The organism is Chryseobacterium cupriresistens (genome assembly GCF_046614675.1).
GTDB classification, from domain to species: domain Bacteria; phylum Bacteroidota; class Bacteroidia; order Flavobacteriales; family Weeksellaceae; genus Chryseobacterium; species Chryseobacterium cupriresistens.
The window spans coordinates 313,069-330,813 of the sequence record NZ_JBKKJT010000003.1 but is presented as its reverse complement, the minus strand read 5'-3'; the positions used below and the strand labels follow the sequence as shown (position 1 = coordinate 330,813).

Below are 17,745 nucleotides of genomic sequence, written 5' to 3'. Positions count from 1 at the left end.
ACGCAGTAATTTTACTCATAAGCGTCACCATTATGTTTATTTTAAGAATCTTTTATGCTGATACATCAGTCAATGTTTCGCATAATTTAAACTTGTTTTCAGCATCTGAAATAAAACCCCAGGAAGCAAAAAGTTTTATTTACTTCTATTTAATAGGTACTATGTTAACAAGTTATGTCATTTTTCATAAACATATACTCTTCAAGCTGATATATTGCTTGTTAATTGCTTTAAATATTTTACTGATCATTTCTTCATTGAAACAGTTTTAACAAAAAAATCCCACCCAAAAAACGGGCAGGATTTATATTTTAAATTCAAGTCAAAAATTATTCCCACTCAATCGTTGCAGGCGGTTTGCTTGAAATATCGTAAGCTACTCTGTTGATTCCTCTTACTTCGTTGATGATTCTGCTGGAAACGGTATCCAGGAACTCGTAAGGAAGTCTGCTCCATGTTGCTGTCATGAAATCGATGGTATTGGCAGAACGAACTACAGCGGTGTATTCATATGTTCTTTCGTCACCCATTACTCCTACAGATTTTACAGGAAGAAGGACTACGAAAGCCTGAGATACTTTTTCGTAAAGGTCATTTTTGTATAATTCTTCGATGAAGATATCATCAGCTTCCTGAAGGATTCTTACTTTCTCAGCATCTACCGCTCCCAATACTCTGATTCCTAATCCAGGACCAGGGAAAGGGTGTCTGTATACCAGGTGATGAGGAATACCCAATTCTTCTCCTACTCTTCTTACTTCGTCCTTGAAAAGCTCTCTTAATGGCTCCAATAACTCGAATTCCATATCTTCAGGAAGTCCTCCAACATTGTGGTGAGACTTGATTACTGCAGATGGTCCGTTGACAGACTGGCTTTCGATAACGTCAGGATAAATGGTTCCCTGAGCTAAGAACTTAGCACCTTCAATTTTGTGAGATTCTTCGTCAAATACGTGGATAAATTCGTTTCCGATGATCTTTCTCTTTGCTTCCGGATCGTCTACTCCGGCTAGTTTTGAAAGGAATCTTTCTTTAGCATCTACCATTTTAATGTTCATATGGAAATGCTCTCCATACTGATCCATTACTTTTTTCCCTTCATCCTTTCTTAATAATCCAGTATCTACGAAAATACAAGTTAACTGATCACCGATGGCTTTGTGGATCAAAACAGCAGCTACAGAAGAGTCTACACCTCCGGAAAGACCAAGGATCACTTTGTTGTTACCTACTTTCTCGCGGATTTCCTCAACTGTTTTTTCAATATAGTTAGTCAGTTTCCAGTTTTTCTCTGAGTTACAGATTCCGAAAACAAAATTTTCAAGCATCTTTCCACCTTCTTCTGTATGAGAAACTTCCGGGTGGAACTGAACGCAGAAGATTTTTTTATCTTCATTGGAAATAGAAGCAATTACGCCTGATTTTGCATTTAATTCAAAACCTGCAGGCAATTCTCCTACTTCATCAAAGTGGCTCATCCAAACGACAGAGTTCTGAGTTACTCCTTTTAATAAAGAGCTTTCTTTAACGATCTCTAAATTGGCTTTACCATATTCTCCTTTCTCTCCTTTGTTTACTTTTCCTCCTAAAAGGTGCGCCGTCATCTGCATTCCGTAGCAGATTCCCAATACCGGAACTCCCTGCTCATATAATTCTTTTTCAACCAGGTGGGCATTTTCTGCATTTACAGAACTTGGTCCACCGGAAAGGATGATCCCTTTTGGCTGTTTTGCTAAAATATCTTGTAATGGTGTATTGTAAGGCAAGATTTCAGAGTACACACCCATCTCACGGATTCTTCTTCCGATAAGCTGGTTGTACTGGGATCCGAAATCTAAAATAATAATACCGTTGTTCATTTTTGATAATTGATAAATGATGATTAAATTAAAAGCTTTAAGTTATAGGCTTCAGGCAATAAGCATGCTGCCTGTAGCCTAAAGCTTATTGCTTACTTAACTGTTTTACAAAAAAAGACTTGGATTAGCTCCAAATCTTTTTTCGTGATTTTTATTAAAACTTTCCGATGTCTTCTCTGTAGAAGCCGTAATCGAAATGTACGTGCGCTGCATCTTCGTAAACTTTTTTGCGGGCATCTTCGTAGGTAGCTCCTGTAGCCACAATGTTCAGTACTCTACCGCCATTGGAAACCACTTTATCACCTTTCGTGACTGCTCCTGCATATAAAAGTTTACTATGTTTCAGTTTGTCTTCTCCTGTAATTTCGAAACCTATTTCGATATTTCTCGGATATCCTCCTGAACACATAACAAGGCAAACTGCTTTTTCGTCTTTAAACTTAAGCTCAATGTCTTTTCCTTCCATACAGTCCTGGATTACATCTAAAAGATTGTTTTCCATTAATGCCATCAATACCTGAGTTTCAGGATCTCCGAATCTCATGTTGTATTCAAGAAGGTAAGCTCCGTTTTTCGTTACCATCAATCCGAAGAAGATGATTCCTTTAAATCCGAAACCTTCAGCTTTAAGACCTTTAACAGTAGGCTCTAAGATGTTTTTCTCAAAATCTGCGTAGTGCTCCTGAGTAAATTCCGGACTTGGCGCTACTGAACCCATACCTCCTGTGTTAGGTCCTGTATCTCCGTTTCCAGCTTTTTTATAATCTTTTGCCGCTACACAAGGGAATAATTTTTCCCCGTTAGAGAAAGCAATAATAGACGCTTCAAAACCTTGTAAATATTCTTCGATAACTAAACGAATACCGGCATCACCATAGATTCTTCTGATCATGAAATCGTGGATTGTAGCTTCCGCCTCTTCAAGAGTATCACAGATTACCACACCTTTTCCGCCTGCTAAACCACTTGCTTTGATTACCAGAGGATACTGCTGTGTCTGCACATATTCTTTTGCTTCGTTATATGAATCAAATACCACAGCTTTAGCTGTTTTGATATCATAGGTCTGCATAAATTTCTTAGAGAAAGCTTTACTTCCTTCCAGGCTCGCTACTTTCTGAGTAGGCCCGAAAACCTTAAGATCATGCTTTTTAAATTCGTCCTTGATACCCGCTACAAGAGGAGCTTCAGGACCTACGATCGTAAGATCAATTTTTTCTTTAATAGCGAAATCTCTAAGTTCTTTGATTTCTGATAAATGAACATTTTTCCCTATTACATCGGTAGTAGCATTCCCGTTGGCAAAAAACATTTTAGAAATTCTTGGGTCATTCTGAAGCTTTGCCGCTAAAGCAGATTCTCTACCGCCTTCACCTATGATTAATATTCTCATACTTTATTTATTATCTAGTCTTAATTTACAAATATATAATTTTGAATGCTAAAAATACAATCCCTAATTATTTTTTAATTCTATTTTAATTAGTGGAAAAAATGTCTGACACCTGTAAACATCATTGGAATACTGTGCTCGTTTGCTGCCTCAATACTATCCTGATCTTTCACACTTCCACCCGGCTGAATAATCGCCTTGATACCTTCCTGAGCGCAGAAATCTACCACATCACGGAAAGGGAAAAATGCATCTGAAGCCAGTACTAAATCTCCTGAGAATTTTTCTTTTGCTCTTTCGATAGCCTGCTGTGTTGCCCAGATTCTGTTTACCTGTCCGCCTCCGATACCGAATGCCTGAATTCCGTTGGAAACTACGATTGCATTAGACTTCACATATTTTACTACTCTCTGAGAGAAAAGTAATGCTTTTTTCTGTTCTTCTGTAGGCTGTACTTCCGTTACCACTTTGATATCATCTGAGAAGTGAAGGTCATTATCCTGAACAAGGATACCTCCGTCTACTTTCACCCAGGTCTGTTTGTCTGAAACAGGGTTTACGATTTTGATGATTCTCAGGTTTTTCTTTTTTCTTAAAATTTCTAGGGCTTCTTCATCAAATTCAGGAGCCATTACAATTTCAAGGAAAGTTTTATTTAATTCTTCAGCTGTAGCTGCATCAATTGTATAGTTCATTGCAACAATTCCGCCAAAGATGGAAACCGGATCACATTCGAATGTTTTCTGGTACGTTTCCAATGCTGAAGTTCCGATCGCAACGCCACAAGGGGTAGAGTGTTTTACGGCACAACAAGCCATTTCTTCTTTGAACTCCGTTACCACTTTCCAGCAAAGGTCCATATCACGAAGATTGTTGAAAGAAAGTTCTTTACCTCCAAGCTGTTCAAAGTCTTTCATCGCTCCGTTTTCGAAAGTAGAAACGTAGTAAGCTGCTGTCTGGTGAGGATTTTCTCCATATCTTAGATCTGCTACTTTTTTATAAGAAGCATTCAGATAAGTAGGATATTCTTCATCTAAAAGCATTCTTGAAATAGCCGCATCATATGCAGAGGTAAGGTTGAATACTTTTCCTGCAAGTTTTTTACGGGTTTCGATATACGTATCACCGTTTTGCTCCATTTCAATTTTCACTGCTGCATAGTCTTCAACATCAGTGATTACTGTTACAGAATCAAAGTTTTTCGCTGCAGAACGAAGCATTGAAGGTCCACCGATATCGATAAACTCTACTTTTTCATGTAAAGAAATGTCTTTGTTTACATTTTCAAAGAAAGGATAAAGATTTACGATTACCATGTCAATCAGACCAATTCCGTGTTCCTGAACGGTTTTCATGTGCTCTTCATTGTTACGAACAGCGAGCAATCCACCGTGAACTTTTGGGTGTAAAGTTTTCACTCTTCCATCCAACATTTCAGGGAAATTGGTAACCTCATCAATCTGAATAGGATTTAAACCAGCGTCTTTCAAATGTTTGAACGTTCCTCCTGTAGAGATCAACTCATAATTCTGAGCTTCCAAAAACTGTGCGAATTCTATTAATCCACTTTTGTCAGAAACACTGATTAAAACTCTCTTTTTACTCATTTTACTTTCAATTTTTTACTTTTTACAGCTATTTCAAACTGTGTCCGGGTCTTTCACCTCCGAACTTACTTTTATTTTACTTAGATTTCTTTTTATTAATGTAACAATGTATCAGTCCAGCAATGTAAAAATACCTTCAACATTGGTAAATTGGTACACTGATACATTGTTATATTTATTCATTTCCCAGGACCTTATTGATCGCTATCGGAAATATTTCATATTCAATCTGGTGAACTTTCTGAGCCAGGGTTTCAGGAGTGTCCTCAGCGGTTACTTCGAAAGACTTCTGAAGAATAGCTTCTCCTTCGTCAATCCCTGGTGTCACAAAATGTACAGTTGCCCCACTCTCTATTTCTTTCGCTTCAATAACTGCATTGTGAACGTTCATTCCCCACATTCCTTTTCCTCCGAATTTCGGAAGCAAAGCCGGGTGAATATTGATTATTTTACCATTCCAGTTTTCACAGAATTCAGATTTTAAGATGGATAAAAATCCTGCCAATACAATCAGATCTGTATTTTCAGGGATTACTTTGGCCAATTCGCTGCTGAAGTTCTTTCCTCTCGGAATGAGTATGTTTTCTATATTGTGATTCTTTGCTCTTTCCAGTCCGAAACATTCTCTGTCTGCTACCACCAGAGTTACTTTTGCATTCCGGATTTCTCCTGAGTCAATAGTATCAATGATTCTCTGCAGATTGGTTCCTGAACCGGATACGAGTACAACAATGTTCTTCATTATTCAGATGTTAGATGTCAGATTAAAGATTACAGACTTACGTCTTATATCTAAGATCTGAAATCTGATGTCATTTAAAATTTCAAATTGATTTTCTCTGCTCCTTCAGTGATTTCACCGATTTCGTAAGCGTCATCTAAAAGGTGTAATACTTTTTCAGCATGTTCAGCATCTACAACGATTACCATTCCTACACCCATGTTGAATGTTCCGTGCATTTCTTCACGTGCCACTCCACCTCTTTTTTCAAGTTCAAGCATCACACTAGGAATTCTGATTTTTGATTCGTCGATAGAAGCACAAAGTCCTTCAGGAATAATTCTTGGAACGTTTTCGTAAAGACCACCTCCTGTGATGTGGGCAATTCCTTCTACTCTTACTTCTTCCAATACTTTGTGAATATCTTTGTAGTATAGTCTTGTAGGAACTAAAAGCGTCTCGTATAATGGTTTTCCTTCAAACTCTTCTTCAAAATCCGGGAATACTTTTCTTACTAAGGAGAATCCGTTTGAGTGGAATCCTGAGCTTGGCAATGCAATAATTTTGTTCCCAGCTTTGATCTTGGACCCATCAATGATCTGGTCTTTTTCTACAATTCCTACACAGAATCCGGCAACATCGTAATCTCCAGGCTGGTACATCCCTGGCATTTCAGCAGTTTCTCCTCCAATCAGTGCACAGTTGTTATCCTTACAAGCAGCAACCATTCCTAAAACGATTTCTGCAGCGATCTCTGAATCCAGCTTTCCACAAGCCAGATAATCTAAGAAGAATAAAGGTTTTGCTCCGTGACAAAGAATATCGTTGGCACACATTGCGAAGCAATCTACCCCGATAGAATCATATTTTTTAGTATCTAAAGCTACCTTCAGCTTTGTTCCTACTCCATCTGTTCCTGATACAAGAACCGGATTTTTGTATCCTCCGATTTCATAGAAAGCACCAAAACTTCCCAAGTGGTTCAGTACATTGGAATTGTGGGTTTCACCGACCGCTTTTTTGATCTTGTCAACCGTTTTGTATCCTTCTTCTTTGTCTACTCCTGCTGATTTGTAAGTGTTGCTCATGTCTGCTTAGATTTTTAGATATAGGATTTCAGATCTCAGATTTCAGATGATTCTTATCTTGTATCTGACGTCTTGCGTCTTCTTATCTTTTAATATTTCAATTACTTTTATACTCGATTTTAGAAAACAAAAAAGCCGACAATCTTTTCAGATTATCGGCCGTTATTTTATCTCAGAATTTCAGAGCCCACAACTTTCCCTTTATGAGAAAAACATTGTTTATAGGAGGTCTGAATTTTCATCTCTTTTCTTTTTGCAAAAATAGTAATTTTAAATGAATATTCAAATTCTATTTTTCAAGGATTGTTTCAATGGCTGCAATCTTCTTAATTTTTTCTTTTAACTCACTGTCTTTCTCTTCATTAGAAATTTTCTGAGCGGCTTTATCAAAGTTATCATTAAAGAAAGGAAGTGAAAATGTTTCCACCACATTTCCTCCGTGGAAAGGGAAACGCTTTGATGCTGCTTCCAAAACACCTGCACCACCTCTACCGCCCGGAGATGTAGACATCAATAGCATTGGTACTTCGTTCCAGACAGTTCTGTCTTTGATTCTGGATACCCAGTCGAACACATTTTTGAATGCTGTAGAATACGTTCCGTTGTGCTCTCCCAAAGAAACCAGTAATACATCAGCACCGTCAATTTTTGCTGCGAAATCATGAGCTTCCTGTGGAACACCGCCCGCTAATTCTCTTTCATGTTTATAGATTGGCATTTCGAAAGGATTTAAATCGATTACTTCTACTTCTGCATTTTCAAATAACGTTGATGCATAGGCTACCAACTGTTTGTTCATTGAAACTTCTGAATTACTTCCTGCTATTGCTAAAATTTTCATAGGTGAGGTTTATTTTAAGATTACAAATTTAGTCTTTTATTTAAGATAAGATGGCAGTTCCATTGGTACTTCCATTAATAATACTTCGGTGTCTTCTACGGCTTCGATATTAAAGCTCTGTGTATCCCAGATTCCTAATCCGTCTCTTTCGTTCAGAACGCGGTCCCCGATTTTTGCGCTTCCTTTTAAAACAAACGCATAGACTCCGTTTCCTTTTTTGTTGAGCATATAATTCTTGCCGTTTCCTTTTTTAAAGTTGGCCAAGTTGAACCATGCATCCTGATGAATCCAAACTCCGTCATCATTTTTATTGGGAGATAAGATCTGCTGGAATCCGTTGATTTTTTCCCCTTCTTTGATACTTTTCTGATCGTATCTCGGTTCAACATTCTGTTCTTTTGGGAACACCCAGATCTGAAGGAATTTTACTTCTTCATCTTTATTTTTATTGTATTCGCTGTGCATAACACCGGTTCCGGCACTCATCACCTGAATTTCTCCTTTTCTGATCACCGCTGTGGTTCCCATGGAGTCTTTATGTTCCAGATCTCCTTCCAAAGGAATGGATATAATTTCCATATCTCTGTGCGGGTGTGTTCCGAAGCCCATTCCCTGCGAAACGGTATCATCGTTCAATACTCTTAAAACGCCAAAGTTTGTTCTGTCTCTGTTTTGATAGTTGGCAAAACTGAATGTATGGTAAGAATTTAACCATCCATGGTTGGCATGGCCTCTTGAATCTGCTTTATGATATACTGTTTTCATTTTCTGTGATTATTTATGGTACAAATGTACGGGATGTGGGTGTTTAAAAAGTTGATGTAGGTTAAGAAAGGAAATTGGAGAAGTAAAAAGGGTGAAAAAGTGAAAATATAGGCTAGGTTGGATTACGCAAAGACGCGATTTTTTGCATTTGATATGTTTTTAGGGCGCAAGGATTTTATCTGGGATAAAATTTTATACTGGATATTTTTTCTTCCAATGATTAAACAAGTGCAAGCATCTGTGATATCTGTGAAAATCTGCGGGAGATTATTGCAATCTTAAGATCAAAAAATAATAAGCATACGAAGGATAGGTTTTAAGTTTTGGCCCTAAAGCCAATTGATGGATGTTTAAAAAGAAAGCGGGCTAAAGCCCGCTTCTATTGAATTTCATTATAGTATTAAATCTAAATTAAAGTTTTCAATGCAACTTCTAATTTCTAACTTCTAATTTCTAGCTTCTAACTTCTAATTTCTAGTTAAAAATGTACCTGCTTGATTTCTTCTTCAATTTCCTTAGCGGTTTCATCTTCAGATTTCACAAAAATCATGGTTACTACAGCTCCGATCAGCATGCAAACGCCTCCTACCACAACATAATCCATCGCCTGTTTTCCGAAAATCCCGCTTACGATGGGACCTCCGAACAAACCATTGATGATCTGCGGAATCACAATAAAAAAATTGAATATTCCCATATAAACGCCCATTTTCCGTTGTGGAATCACCTCAATAAGCATTGCATAAGGCATTGCAAGAATACTTGCCCAGGCAAAGCCTAATCCGATCATTGAGATCCATAAATTGTTGACATCTTTAATGAAATACATGGAAACCAATCCCAAACCTCCACATAATAAAGCTAAAGCGTGTGTCTGCTTTTTTCCAATCATTTTTGCTATTGGAGTCAGCAGAAATGCAAACGGAATCGCCCAGAGATTGTACATTCCGAAAAGCTTTCCGGTAAGGTCTCCGGCATCATTGAATGCCTTGGAATGGGTATCTTCCGGGGAAAGTCCAAAATGATGGGTGGCCAGCGCACTGGTTGTGAAAACCCACATGGTAAATAAGGCAAACCATGAGAAAAACTGAACAATTCCCAGCTTTTTCATCTGCAAAGGTATTGCTGCAAAGTCTTTGAAAATATCTGAAAACTTAGACTCATGTTTTTCTACTTCTTTTCCATCTTCAAAATCGGCAAATTCCTGTGGGGAATATTCTCTGGTTGTCATGATGGTGTATAGAATTGATATGATAAGCAATCCCGCACCGATATAAAAAGAATAAATGACATTATCTGCTACAAACCCTGCCGGTGCTTCGTTGGAAATTCCCATTTTTGTTAACCAGTCCGGCAAATAAGATCCTAATACAGCTCCGATTCCAATCAGAATTGTTTGTACAGAAAATCCTATCGTACCCTGATGTTTAGGAAGCATATCTCCTACCAAAGCTCTGAAAGGCTCCATTGCGATATTCACTGAAGCATCCATCATAGCCAGGAATATTACGGCTAACAAAAGCGCATTGGCAGCAAACATCTGAGTAACAGAAGCGGCATTAGGAAGTAAAACCAATCCTATCGCACACAAGACGGCTCCAATCAGGAAATAAGGTTTTCTTCTTCCCAGCGGACTCCATGTATTATCACCCATATGGCCGATAATAGGCTGGACAATGAGTCCTGTAATAGGAGCCACCAGCCAGAACCAGGATAACTCGTGAACATCAGCTCCTAAATTACCCAGAATACGGCTCGCATTTCCATTTTGTAACCCGAATGCCATCTGAATTCCCAGGAATCCCATGCTCATATTGATAATCTGGAGCATAGATAGGTCTGGTTTTTTCCTTTTTCCTACCTTGCCAGTATCGTATTTCCCCATCATTATTGCCATTACGACTTCAGTTTTTGAATTAATGCATCTTCGATAGGGGCCTTCTCAATAACCACTTTATCAACAACCTCATTAGGCACTGTCACAGAAAGAACATATTGTTTTACCTTCCAGCTTCCGTTGATTTTCTCTACCACTCCTGAGCCTCTGCAGATCTTCATCTGTGTATCCAGCAATTCGTCAAACCAGGCCAGTTTTCCGTCTTTGCTGAAGTAAATATTTCTTTTAAGGGCTTTAAAATTCCAGGTTTTCTTTTTGTCAAAATAAGGTTTTGCCCATACCATAAATGCTTTTTTGTCCCAGATTTCAGTAGCGTCTGTACCGATAAAGGTAGATTCATCTGCAAACAGATTAAAATAGGCATCATAATCTGCTTTTGCCGCCATTGCATTGAAGGTATCAAGCATGGTAGTGATTTCCGATTTTTCTTTTTCAAATCCGGTCTTCGACTGTGCTGTAAGTAAAGAAACCCCCAGTAAAAAAAGGATTAATGTATAAGCAGTCGTTAGTTTTTTCATAGGTAATTATTATTTTTCTAGTTCAATGATGAATGGCGTTTTTGCCGGAATATTCATGCTCTTTTGCAATGAAATTTCTTTGTCTGAAATAATTTCTTTTCCTTTTGTAAATCCATTCAGCGATTCTGCAAACCGTTTCAGATCTAACGTCTGATCTTTTTCATTATTGTTGACCACCACCATTACCGTTTCTTTTTCATTATATCTGAAATAAACAAAAACACCATCCTGAGGAACGAAATTTTTAGTTTTTCCATGATGTATCACGTCTTTGCCTTTTCTCCAGTTCAATAACTTCTGAGTAAACCGGAAAAATTCTTTCTGCTCCGCAGTTTGAGCGGATGGATTGAAAGCGTTTTGTGTGTCAGATTTCCAGCCACCAGGAAAGTCTCTGCGGATATCTGCGTCACCACCGGTCTTTTTATCTCCTCTCATTCCTATTTCAGATCCGTAATAAATCTGCGGAATTCCTCTTACTGTCGAGATCAGAGTGAGCGCCATTTTATAGGCATCTGGATTTGCATTAAAGATTTCGTTCCATCTTTCGGTATCATGATTTTCAAAGAAAACAAGGGTATTATTGATATCCGGATAAAGGAAATCGCTGGTAAAAGAATCGTAAATACGAATCATTCCTTTATCCCAGCTTTCTTTTTCTTTGAGTGCTTTAGGCATATTTTCAAACAGCATAAAATCCATCACAGAAGGTAAATTTGAATTGTACCCTTCTATTTCTCCTATCTTCGAATTTTTCTGCCATGCTGCAATTTGAGCTGCTGTATACAGCCATGTTTCCCCTACGATATTGAATTTCGGATATTCATCGGTGATCGCTTTGGCCCATTTTGCCATGGCATCTTTATCATTGTAGGGATAAGTATCTACACGAAATCCTCCCAGTTCTGCATATTCTATCCACCAGATTGCATTTTGAATCAGATACTTCAGAACCAATGGATTTTTTTGGTTGATATCAGGCATGGTCGTATCAAACCATCCGTCCAGTGCATATTTTTTATCAATATCTGAAGCATTGGTATCAAACTGTGTTGTCGTTTTATAATTGGAACGTTTAAACCCTTTCTCTCCTTCATCAAACCAATGAATCCAGTCTTTTGAAGGAAGGTCTTTGATCATCCAGTGTGATCCGCCCCAGTGGTTGGTTACATAATCCATCACCAGCTTCATATTTCGCTTATTCAACTCCTGGGATAATGTTTTATAGTCTTCATTGGTGCCGTAGCGGCCATCTATTTTATAGAGATCAGTCTGGGCATAGCCGTGGTAGGAATACACTTTTTCGTTATCCTCATTCACAGGAGTAAGCCAGACCGCTGTAGCCCCCAGATTCTGAATATAATCAAGGTTGTTGATAATTCCACGAAGATCTCCACCATGCCTGCCGTTGGGAAGACTACGATCTGCTTTTTCGGTAAGTTCCGGTTTTGAATCATTCTTTTCATCCCCGTTGGCAAATCGGTCCGGCATGATCAGATACATAAAGTCTTTTGAAGTAAAAGACTCGCGGCTCGCAGATCCGGGATTTCTTTGCTTTAATTCATAAGTGTATGAACCAAGATTCTTTTTACCTTTTTTAATATTGATAGCAAACTTCGGAACGTTTATTTCGTTGGTATTGACTGTAATAAAAACATAGTTAGGATTATCTACTTTCCTGATGTCTTTGATCTGTATGCCATCAGAAAGCGTAATCTCGTTATTAGCCACTTCTTTTCCGTATACAAGAATCTGAAGTTCAGGATTTTTCATTCCCTTCCACCAGAAAGCCGGCTCTACTCTTTCCAGATTTTTCTGGGAAAAAGCAAAAGAAGCTATCGAAAGCGTGAATGCTGCATATATTGTCTTCATATTAGTGTTCAATTTAGCATTAAATTTTTATATATACATCGAAAAATATAAGAGAAAGTCTATTTTTTATCTCTTTTTACAACAACGATAAGATTACGTATCTTCATATAGACTTCATCATGAATAATTGGATTTGGACAAAATGGGAAAATCAGCCAGACAGCGGACAAATACTAAAAAAATACCCCGGAACATTAAAAAATCAATGAACCGGGGCACCTTAGTGTATCTTACAATTATTTTACTGGTTTAATAGAAATTGCGAAACCGCCGCTTCTTGCCATTTTAAAATTAATTTTTGATTTTCCTGTAATCTCTTTCTTGTAGATGTTATAGCTTTGAGGATTATCGATATAATCGGCATCTTTTCCATCTTCATAGATGGTTGCCTCATATTTCTTTCCTTTATCCAGGAATGAGAAATCTACTGTATATTCACGTTTGTTTTCATCGGTAATACCTCCTACAAACCAGTTTTCAGTTCCTTTTGCTTTTCTTGCTGTCACCACATAATCACCAGGTTCTGCGGATAAGATTTTTGTATCATCCCAATCTGCTGCCACATCCTTGATAAACTGGAACGCATCCATATGCTTTTTGTAGTTTTCAGGTAGGTCTGCAGCCATCTGAAGCGGCATATACATCGTTACATAAAGCGCCAACTGTTTTACCAGCGTAGTTTTTACGAAACGGTTATCTCCAGGGAAATAATAGTCAAGTTTCGTCTGGAAAATTCCCGGCGTGTAATCCATCGAACCTCCCATCCATCTTGTAAACGGAAGAACCGTCTGATGATCCGGCTTATTTCCTCCGAAAGCTTCATATTCCGTTCCACGTGCTGCTTCTGCAGAAATATAGTTTGGATAAGTACGGCTTTCTCCTGTAGGACGTACGGATTCGTGAGAATTCACCATGATTTTATAGTCATTTGCTTTTTCTGCAATTCTATAATAATGGTTAATGGTCCATTGAGAGTAATGATGTTCTCCTCTAGGAATGATATCTCCTACATATCCTGTTTTCACGGCATCATATCCATACTTATTCATGGTTTGGAAAGCTTTATCCGCCCATCTTTCATAGTTCGTGGCAGAACCAGAAGTTTCATGGTGCATGATCAGCTTGATTCCTTTTGAATGCGCGTATTCATTCAACATTTTAATATCAAAATCCGGGTAAGGAGTGATGAAATCGAAAACAAACTCTTTTGAATGTCCGAACCAGTCTTCCCAACCGATGTTCCATCCTTCGATCAGTAATCCCTGGAATCCGTTTTCTGCCGCAAAGTCAATGTACTCCTTAACTTTTGTATTGTTGGCTGCATGCTTTCCGTTTGGAGTAAGCTTAGCAAAATCTGTTTTACCCAAATGCACATTTTCAGCAGTAGAATAAGCCCATTGTGATTTTCCGATAATCATTTCCCACCAGACTCCCATGTATTTTGTAGGGTGAATGTAAGATGTATCGGTGTACTTCGTAGGCTCATTCAGGTTGAAGATCATTTTAGAATCCATTACCTGTTCTGCTTTCGGAGCTACAATAATCGTTCTCCAAGGCGTTACTGACGGAGTCTGAATATATCCTTTCGCTCCCTGTCTGTCGGCAGTCAAATGCGTTTTGAATTTATAATTCTGTGCATCTACCTCAAGATGTGAAGCCGGATAATCCAATACGGCTGCTTCTGCAACATTGATATACAATGGTTCTTTTCCTTCTTTTTTAAGCATTAAAGGAGACTGAACTGCATTTTTCACCAATGACTGGGAAGCGTTGGCATCATATGCTTTATCCCATTTTGAAGGAATCTCGGATACTTTAGTTTCCTGATACTGATACTCCTGAGAGTCGTAATCGGCAACCATCCACCATGCCTTCATATCGGTAGGGAAATCGATTTCAGAGTCTTCTTCTCTGATCACAAAGTAATTAAGGTTTTTCTGCTGTGGGAATTCATATCTGAAACCCAATCCATCATTGAATAATCTGAACTTTACCACAATACTCCTGTCTGTAGAAGCCTGGTTCAGGGTAACTGCCAGCTCGTTGTAATGATTGATATAATTTTTCTTTTCTCCTAAAACCGGCTGCCAGGTTTCATTTTTAGAGTCTCTTTTTTCATCTGTTTTTGCAAAACCGTTGTTCAGATCGTATTTTGCATCTTCTGGTTTGGCAATCTCAGAAGCGAATTTTATGGCTGTGTCTTTAAATAATCTCAATCCCAATTTAGAATCTTCCACCACTACTGCCCCATTGTATTTCAGGTTATAGTAAGGTACTCCTTCTTTCAGCTGAAAGTTCATTTCGAACTTTCCGTCCGGAGACTTTAAAGATTGGGCTTTCACACCTGTAAACATCATTGAGAGCAAAAGCGCTCCAACTGTAATTTTCTTCATAATGACTATTTATTAACTTAAAAAATAAAGTGCTGCGGTAAAGCAGCACTTTGCTTTATTTGAGTTGAGTTTGATTTACAATTTAGTAACGGTTAATTTGTAATATGCTGAATTGTGTAAATCCAGTTCAATTTTATAATTTCCTGCCTGAGAAACTTTATATCCAGGATCTCCTGTAACAGTTCCCTCTGAGCTTAAATAGGCTTGAACACCTGTTCCTGAAACCAAAGTCTGCTCTGCATCTTTTGGCTGGAACTTTATTGCCCAGTCATCATTGGCTCTGAATTTAAATACTCCTGTATTGGATAAAGCAATTGAATTGATAACATAGGTTTTGGTTGCAGGATTATAAACAAAATCCGTATCTGATCCCCATCCCGTAGGCGTTGCATCACCAATAACTCCGAAGTTGGCTAAAACTGAAGAGTAGGTATTGGCAGCCCAGTCTACTTTAATGTAGTAGGTTCCTGCTGCAGGAGCTTTTATGTTTTCTCCATCCGCTTTCAGTTTTCCGGAATTGGTACCATCATCTCCTTTATTTCCCGGCCAGTCCTCATTAATAGAAAACTTATATTTTCCATCATCAACACCGGTAACAGTATTAATCCATATAAATCCTCTGTATTTATCATTTTTCTCAGGTGAAAACAAATTCGGTGAGTTGCCCGGAGTCCAGTTGGCATAACCTGCAGCTCCTGCATAGCTACCCGGTACATTGATCTTCGGATATACTAAATCCGGATTCGGAGTATAAGGAGTTACCTTAACTGTGATTACATTCGAATAAAAAGCTGCGGGCCCTACAGAGGTTTTCAATCTTACCTCAATATCATTTACAGCATCCGGTACGGCACCAATAGAAAACATTGCTGCATTCATTGCTGCATGGGTAACAGCTCCTGAGGTCATATCATTAGAAAAGTCAATAGTAGCAGTTTTTTTGAAACTATTTCCCTTGATTCCAAATTCTAATTTTTGGTTGGGAACTACAGCAATACTAAAGGTTGGTTTTGTCCATGTAAAAGTAATTACAGCATCATTGGCATTAAGCTCATTAAGAACTATTGTACTCTTATCAGCAGCTATTTTACCTGCAGATGTTTCATTAACAACCGCCTGATCTTCATCTTTTTCACAAGAAAGAACTAAAAGTCCGGTAAAAACCAGGGCTAATATTTTGAATAAATTTTTCATTTTAAATAGTATTTAAAATTAATACCCAGGATTCTGAACTAAATTTGGGTTAGCAATAATATCTTTTGCAGGAATAGGATAAAGGTTTCTGTAGTCTTCAACACTTTTTCCGTCTTTAACACCTCCTTTCCATGGCCATAAATATGCTCCCGTAGTAAATTTACCATAACGTATAAGGTCTGTTCTTCTGGTCATTTCCCAGCCCAGTTCTCTACCTCTTTCGTCTAATATATAGTCTAGATTGATTGACGCTACTGTTCCTGCACTTGCGCGGGTTCTTAAAGCATTCACATATCCTAGTGCTGTAGCTGCACTTCCGCCACTTCCACCTCTTAATGTAGCTTCTGCATACATCAGATAAATATCTGCTAATCTAAAGATTGGAATATCTGTATCACAGAAGTTTCCTGAGGCATCAGATCCTGGCTTCCCATCACTTGTTAAATTTTTATATTTAACAAATGCATAACCGTCTGTAAAGACTCCCAAATCATTAATTTCAAGATTCTGACCATCTGTATAAAAACTTTTTCTTTGGTCAGAAGCTGATCCTGCAAATAAATTAACATAAGCTTTTGTAGTTCTTAGACCACCCCAGCCACCACTGATACCGAAACTAGAACCTGGCATACTTCCTCCTACTCCAGCATGGATAAGATATGTTGTACCTCCCGATGTTTGGATATGAACACCATCGAAAGCAATTGGAAATATAACTTCAGGATTATTTTTATCATTATCCGCAAGGAATAAATCAGCATATTTTGTTTTCAGAGAATATCCTGCCTGTATTACTTTGTTACAATATGTTATACAATCTGTATAATGGTTCGATCCGTTATATACCTGTGAGTTGAGATAAAGACGAGCAAGTAAAGACCAAGCCGCAGCTTTATCAACTCTTCCATAAGCATTCGCTTTTGGATCTTTAAGTTCTCCTGCTACTGCCATTAATTCACTTTCAACAAAATTAAAAAGTTCTGCACGAGTAATTCTTTTAGGTGGATTTACCGAACCTGGTAAATAGCTTTCGTCCACAAATGGAACATTACCAAATAAATCCAAAGCATAATAATAAGATAAAGCACGCAGATACCTTACTTCTGCCCTCATATATTTAGCTTCAGTTAAATTTGCTCCTGTAATATTATTCGATGCTAACTTTTCATCAGTTACATTTCTTAAAAATTCGTTACTTGTAGCAATTTGTGTAAAGATTCTGTAATATGCACCTTCAACAAATTCACTGGAAGAATCCCAGGTCATTTTATGAATTGTTTGCAAAGTACCATCGTTCCAAGCAATTACAGCTTCATCTGTTGGCAATGTTTGTAAGGTGTACAGTACCCTTGTATATTGTGAAAAGTTTCCATCAATTCCGTTGATATCAGAGTTTCCTCCATTTGCACTCTGTCCTCCATTTGCAAAACCTCCATAAATTTTTGCTAAAGCCATAGGGTAATTTGCAAAGTCCGTAAAAACACTTGCAGAAGTTACATCTGTAATAGGCTGCTGTTCTAAATCGTTAACACAAGATGTTACTGTAAGAATACTAAATAATGCTGCAACAGCAATTATATTTGTTTTAAATTTTTTCATT

Annotated in this window: 13 protein-coding genes; all 13 read right to left on the bottom strand. The window is 37.9% G+C overall.

Features of this window, described 5'->3' with window-relative positions; all coding sequences use genetic code 11:
• Positions 1-329: 329 nt before the first annotated feature.
• The 13 genes from guaA to ACLI50_RS10340 all read right to left on the bottom strand — a co-directional run bounded on the left by guaA (position 330) and on the right by ACLI50_RS10340 (position 17,744).
• The gene (guaA, locus tag ACLI50_RS10400) at positions 330-1,859 is read right to left on the bottom strand and encodes a glutamine-hydrolyzing GMP synthase (protein ID WP_411413703.1); all 1,530 of its coding nucleotides are present in this window, start codon (positions 1,857-1,859) and stop codon (positions 330-332) included.
• Positions 1,860-2,013: 154 nt separating this feature from the next.
• Entirely contained in the window at positions 2,014-3,252 is a 1,239-nt protein-coding gene (gene purD, locus ACLI50_RS10395) for a phosphoribosylamine--glycine ligase (protein ID WP_411413702.1), read from the bottom strand.
• 89 nt (positions 3,253-3,341) lie between these two features.
• Entirely contained in the window at positions 3,342-4,859 is a 1,518-nt protein-coding gene (purH, locus tag ACLI50_RS10390; RefSeq protein ID WP_411413701.1) for a bifunctional phosphoribosylaminoimidazolecarboxamide formyltransferase/IMP cyclohydrolase, read from the bottom strand.
• A 175-nt stretch (positions 4,860-5,034) separates the two neighbouring features.
• The gene (gene purN, locus ACLI50_RS10385) at positions 5,035-5,601 is read right to left on the bottom strand and encodes a phosphoribosylglycinamide formyltransferase (protein WP_120230574.1); all 567 of its coding nucleotides are present in this window, start codon (positions 5,599-5,601) and stop codon (positions 5,035-5,037) included.
• A 74-nt stretch (positions 5,602-5,675) separates the two neighbouring features.
• The gene (purM, locus tag ACLI50_RS10380; protein ID WP_062670814.1) at positions 5,676-6,668 is read right to left on the bottom strand and encodes a phosphoribosylformylglycinamidine cyclo-ligase; all 993 of its coding nucleotides are present in this window, start codon (positions 6,666-6,668) and stop codon (positions 5,676-5,678) included.
• Positions 6,669-6,957: 289 nt separating this feature from the next.
• Positions 6,958-7,509 (bottom strand): NADPH-dependent FMN reductase, encoded by a 552-nt coding sequence (locus ACLI50_RS10375; protein ID WP_062670816.1) that lies wholly within the window; start codon positions 7,507-7,509, stop codon positions 6,958-6,960.
• Positions 7,510-7,545: 36 nt separating this feature from the next.
• Positions 7,546-8,274: a pirin family protein gene (locus tag ACLI50_RS10370; RefSeq protein WP_034696330.1), complete on the bottom strand. Its 729-nt coding sequence runs from the start codon at positions 8,272-8,274 to the stop codon at positions 7,546-7,548.
• A 478-nt stretch (positions 8,275-8,752) separates the two neighbouring features.
• Complete coding sequence (locus ACLI50_RS10365) at positions 8,753-10,171, bottom strand: MFS transporter (protein ID WP_411413700.1); 1,419 nt, start codon at positions 10,169-10,171, stop codon at positions 8,753-8,755.
• Positions 10,171-10,689 (bottom strand): nuclear transport factor 2 family protein, encoded by a 519-nt coding sequence (locus ACLI50_RS10360; protein ID WP_202843956.1) that lies wholly within the window; start codon positions 10,687-10,689, stop codon positions 10,171-10,173. Before ACLI50_RS10360 ends, ACLI50_RS10365 begins: the two co-directional genes overlap by 1 nt.
• Positions 10,690-10,698: 9 nt before the next feature.
• Complete coding sequence (locus ACLI50_RS10355) at positions 10,699-12,558, bottom strand: glycoside hydrolase family 13 protein (RefSeq protein ID WP_343639848.1); 1,860 nt, start codon at positions 12,556-12,558, stop codon at positions 10,699-10,701.
• A 236-nt stretch (positions 12,559-12,794) separates the two neighbouring features.
• A complete protein-coding gene (locus tag ACLI50_RS10350) occupies positions 12,795-14,951 on the bottom strand; it encodes a glycoside hydrolase family 97 protein (protein WP_110009357.1) in 2,157 nt (718 codons plus the stop codon).
• Between the two features lie 75 nt (positions 14,952-15,026).
• Positions 15,027-16,145 carry a SusE domain-containing protein gene (locus ACLI50_RS10345; RefSeq protein ID WP_343639846.1) on the bottom strand — a complete coding sequence of 373 codons (1,119 nt, stop codon included), beginning with the start codon at positions 16,143-16,145 and terminating at the stop codon, positions 15,027-15,029.
• An 18-nt stretch (positions 16,146-16,163) separates the two neighbouring features.
• Complete coding sequence (locus ACLI50_RS10340; RefSeq protein ID WP_343639843.1) at positions 16,164-17,744, bottom strand: RagB/SusD family nutrient uptake outer membrane protein; 1,581 nt, start codon at positions 17,742-17,744, stop codon at positions 16,164-16,166.
• Between the last annotated feature and the right edge of the window lies 1 nt (position 17,745).

What these genes read in the sequence shown, in the direction of transcription:
- guaA (WP_411413703.1), bottom strand. Translation starts at nt 1,859, where the DNA reads ATGAACAACGGTATTATTATTTTAGATTTCGGATCCCAGTACAACCAG.
- purD (WP_411413702.1), bottom strand. Translation starts at nt 3,252, where the DNA reads ATGAGAATATTAATCATAGGTGAAGGCGGTAGAGAATCTGCTTTAGCG.
- purH (WP_411413701.1), bottom strand. Translation starts at nt 4,859, where the DNA reads ATGAGTAAAAAGAGAGTTTTAATCAGTGTTTCTGACAAAAGTGGATTA.
- purN (WP_120230574.1), bottom strand. Translation starts at nt 5,601, where the DNA reads ATGAAGAACATTGTTGTACTCGTATCCGGTTCAGGAACCAATCTGCAG.
- purM (WP_062670814.1), bottom strand. Translation starts at nt 6,668, where the DNA reads ATGAGCAACACTTACAAATCAGCAGGAGTAGACAAAGAAGAAGGATAC.
- ACLI50_RS10375 (WP_062670816.1), bottom strand. Translation starts at nt 7,509, where the DNA reads ATGAAAATTTTAGCAATAGCAGGAAGTAATTCAGAAGTTTCAATGAAC.
- ACLI50_RS10370 (WP_034696330.1), bottom strand. Translation starts at nt 8,274, where the DNA reads ATGAAAACAGTATATCATAAAGCAGATTCAAGAGGCCATGCCAACCAT.
- ACLI50_RS10365 (WP_411413700.1), bottom strand. Translation starts at nt 10,171, where the DNA reads ATGGCAATAATGATGGGGAAATACGATACTGGCAAGGTAGGAAAAAGG.
- ACLI50_RS10360 (WP_202843956.1), bottom strand. Translation starts at nt 10,689, where the DNA reads ATGAAAAAACTAACGACTGCTTATACATTAATCCTTTTTTTACTGGGG.
- ACLI50_RS10355 (WP_343639848.1), bottom strand. Translation starts at nt 12,558, where the DNA reads ATGAAGACAATATATGCAGCATTCACGCTTTCGATAGCTTCTTTTGCT.
- ACLI50_RS10350 (WP_110009357.1), bottom strand. Translation starts at nt 14,951, where the DNA reads ATGAAGAAAATTACAGTTGGAGCGCTTTTGCTCTCAATGATGTTTACA.
- ACLI50_RS10345 (WP_343639846.1), bottom strand. Translation starts at nt 16,145, where the DNA reads ATGAAAAATTTATTCAAAATATTAGCCCTGGTTTTTACCGGACTTTTA.
- ACLI50_RS10340 (WP_343639843.1), bottom strand. Translation starts at nt 17,744, where the DNA reads ATGAAAAAATTTAAAACAAATATAATTGCTGTTGCAGCATTATTTAGT.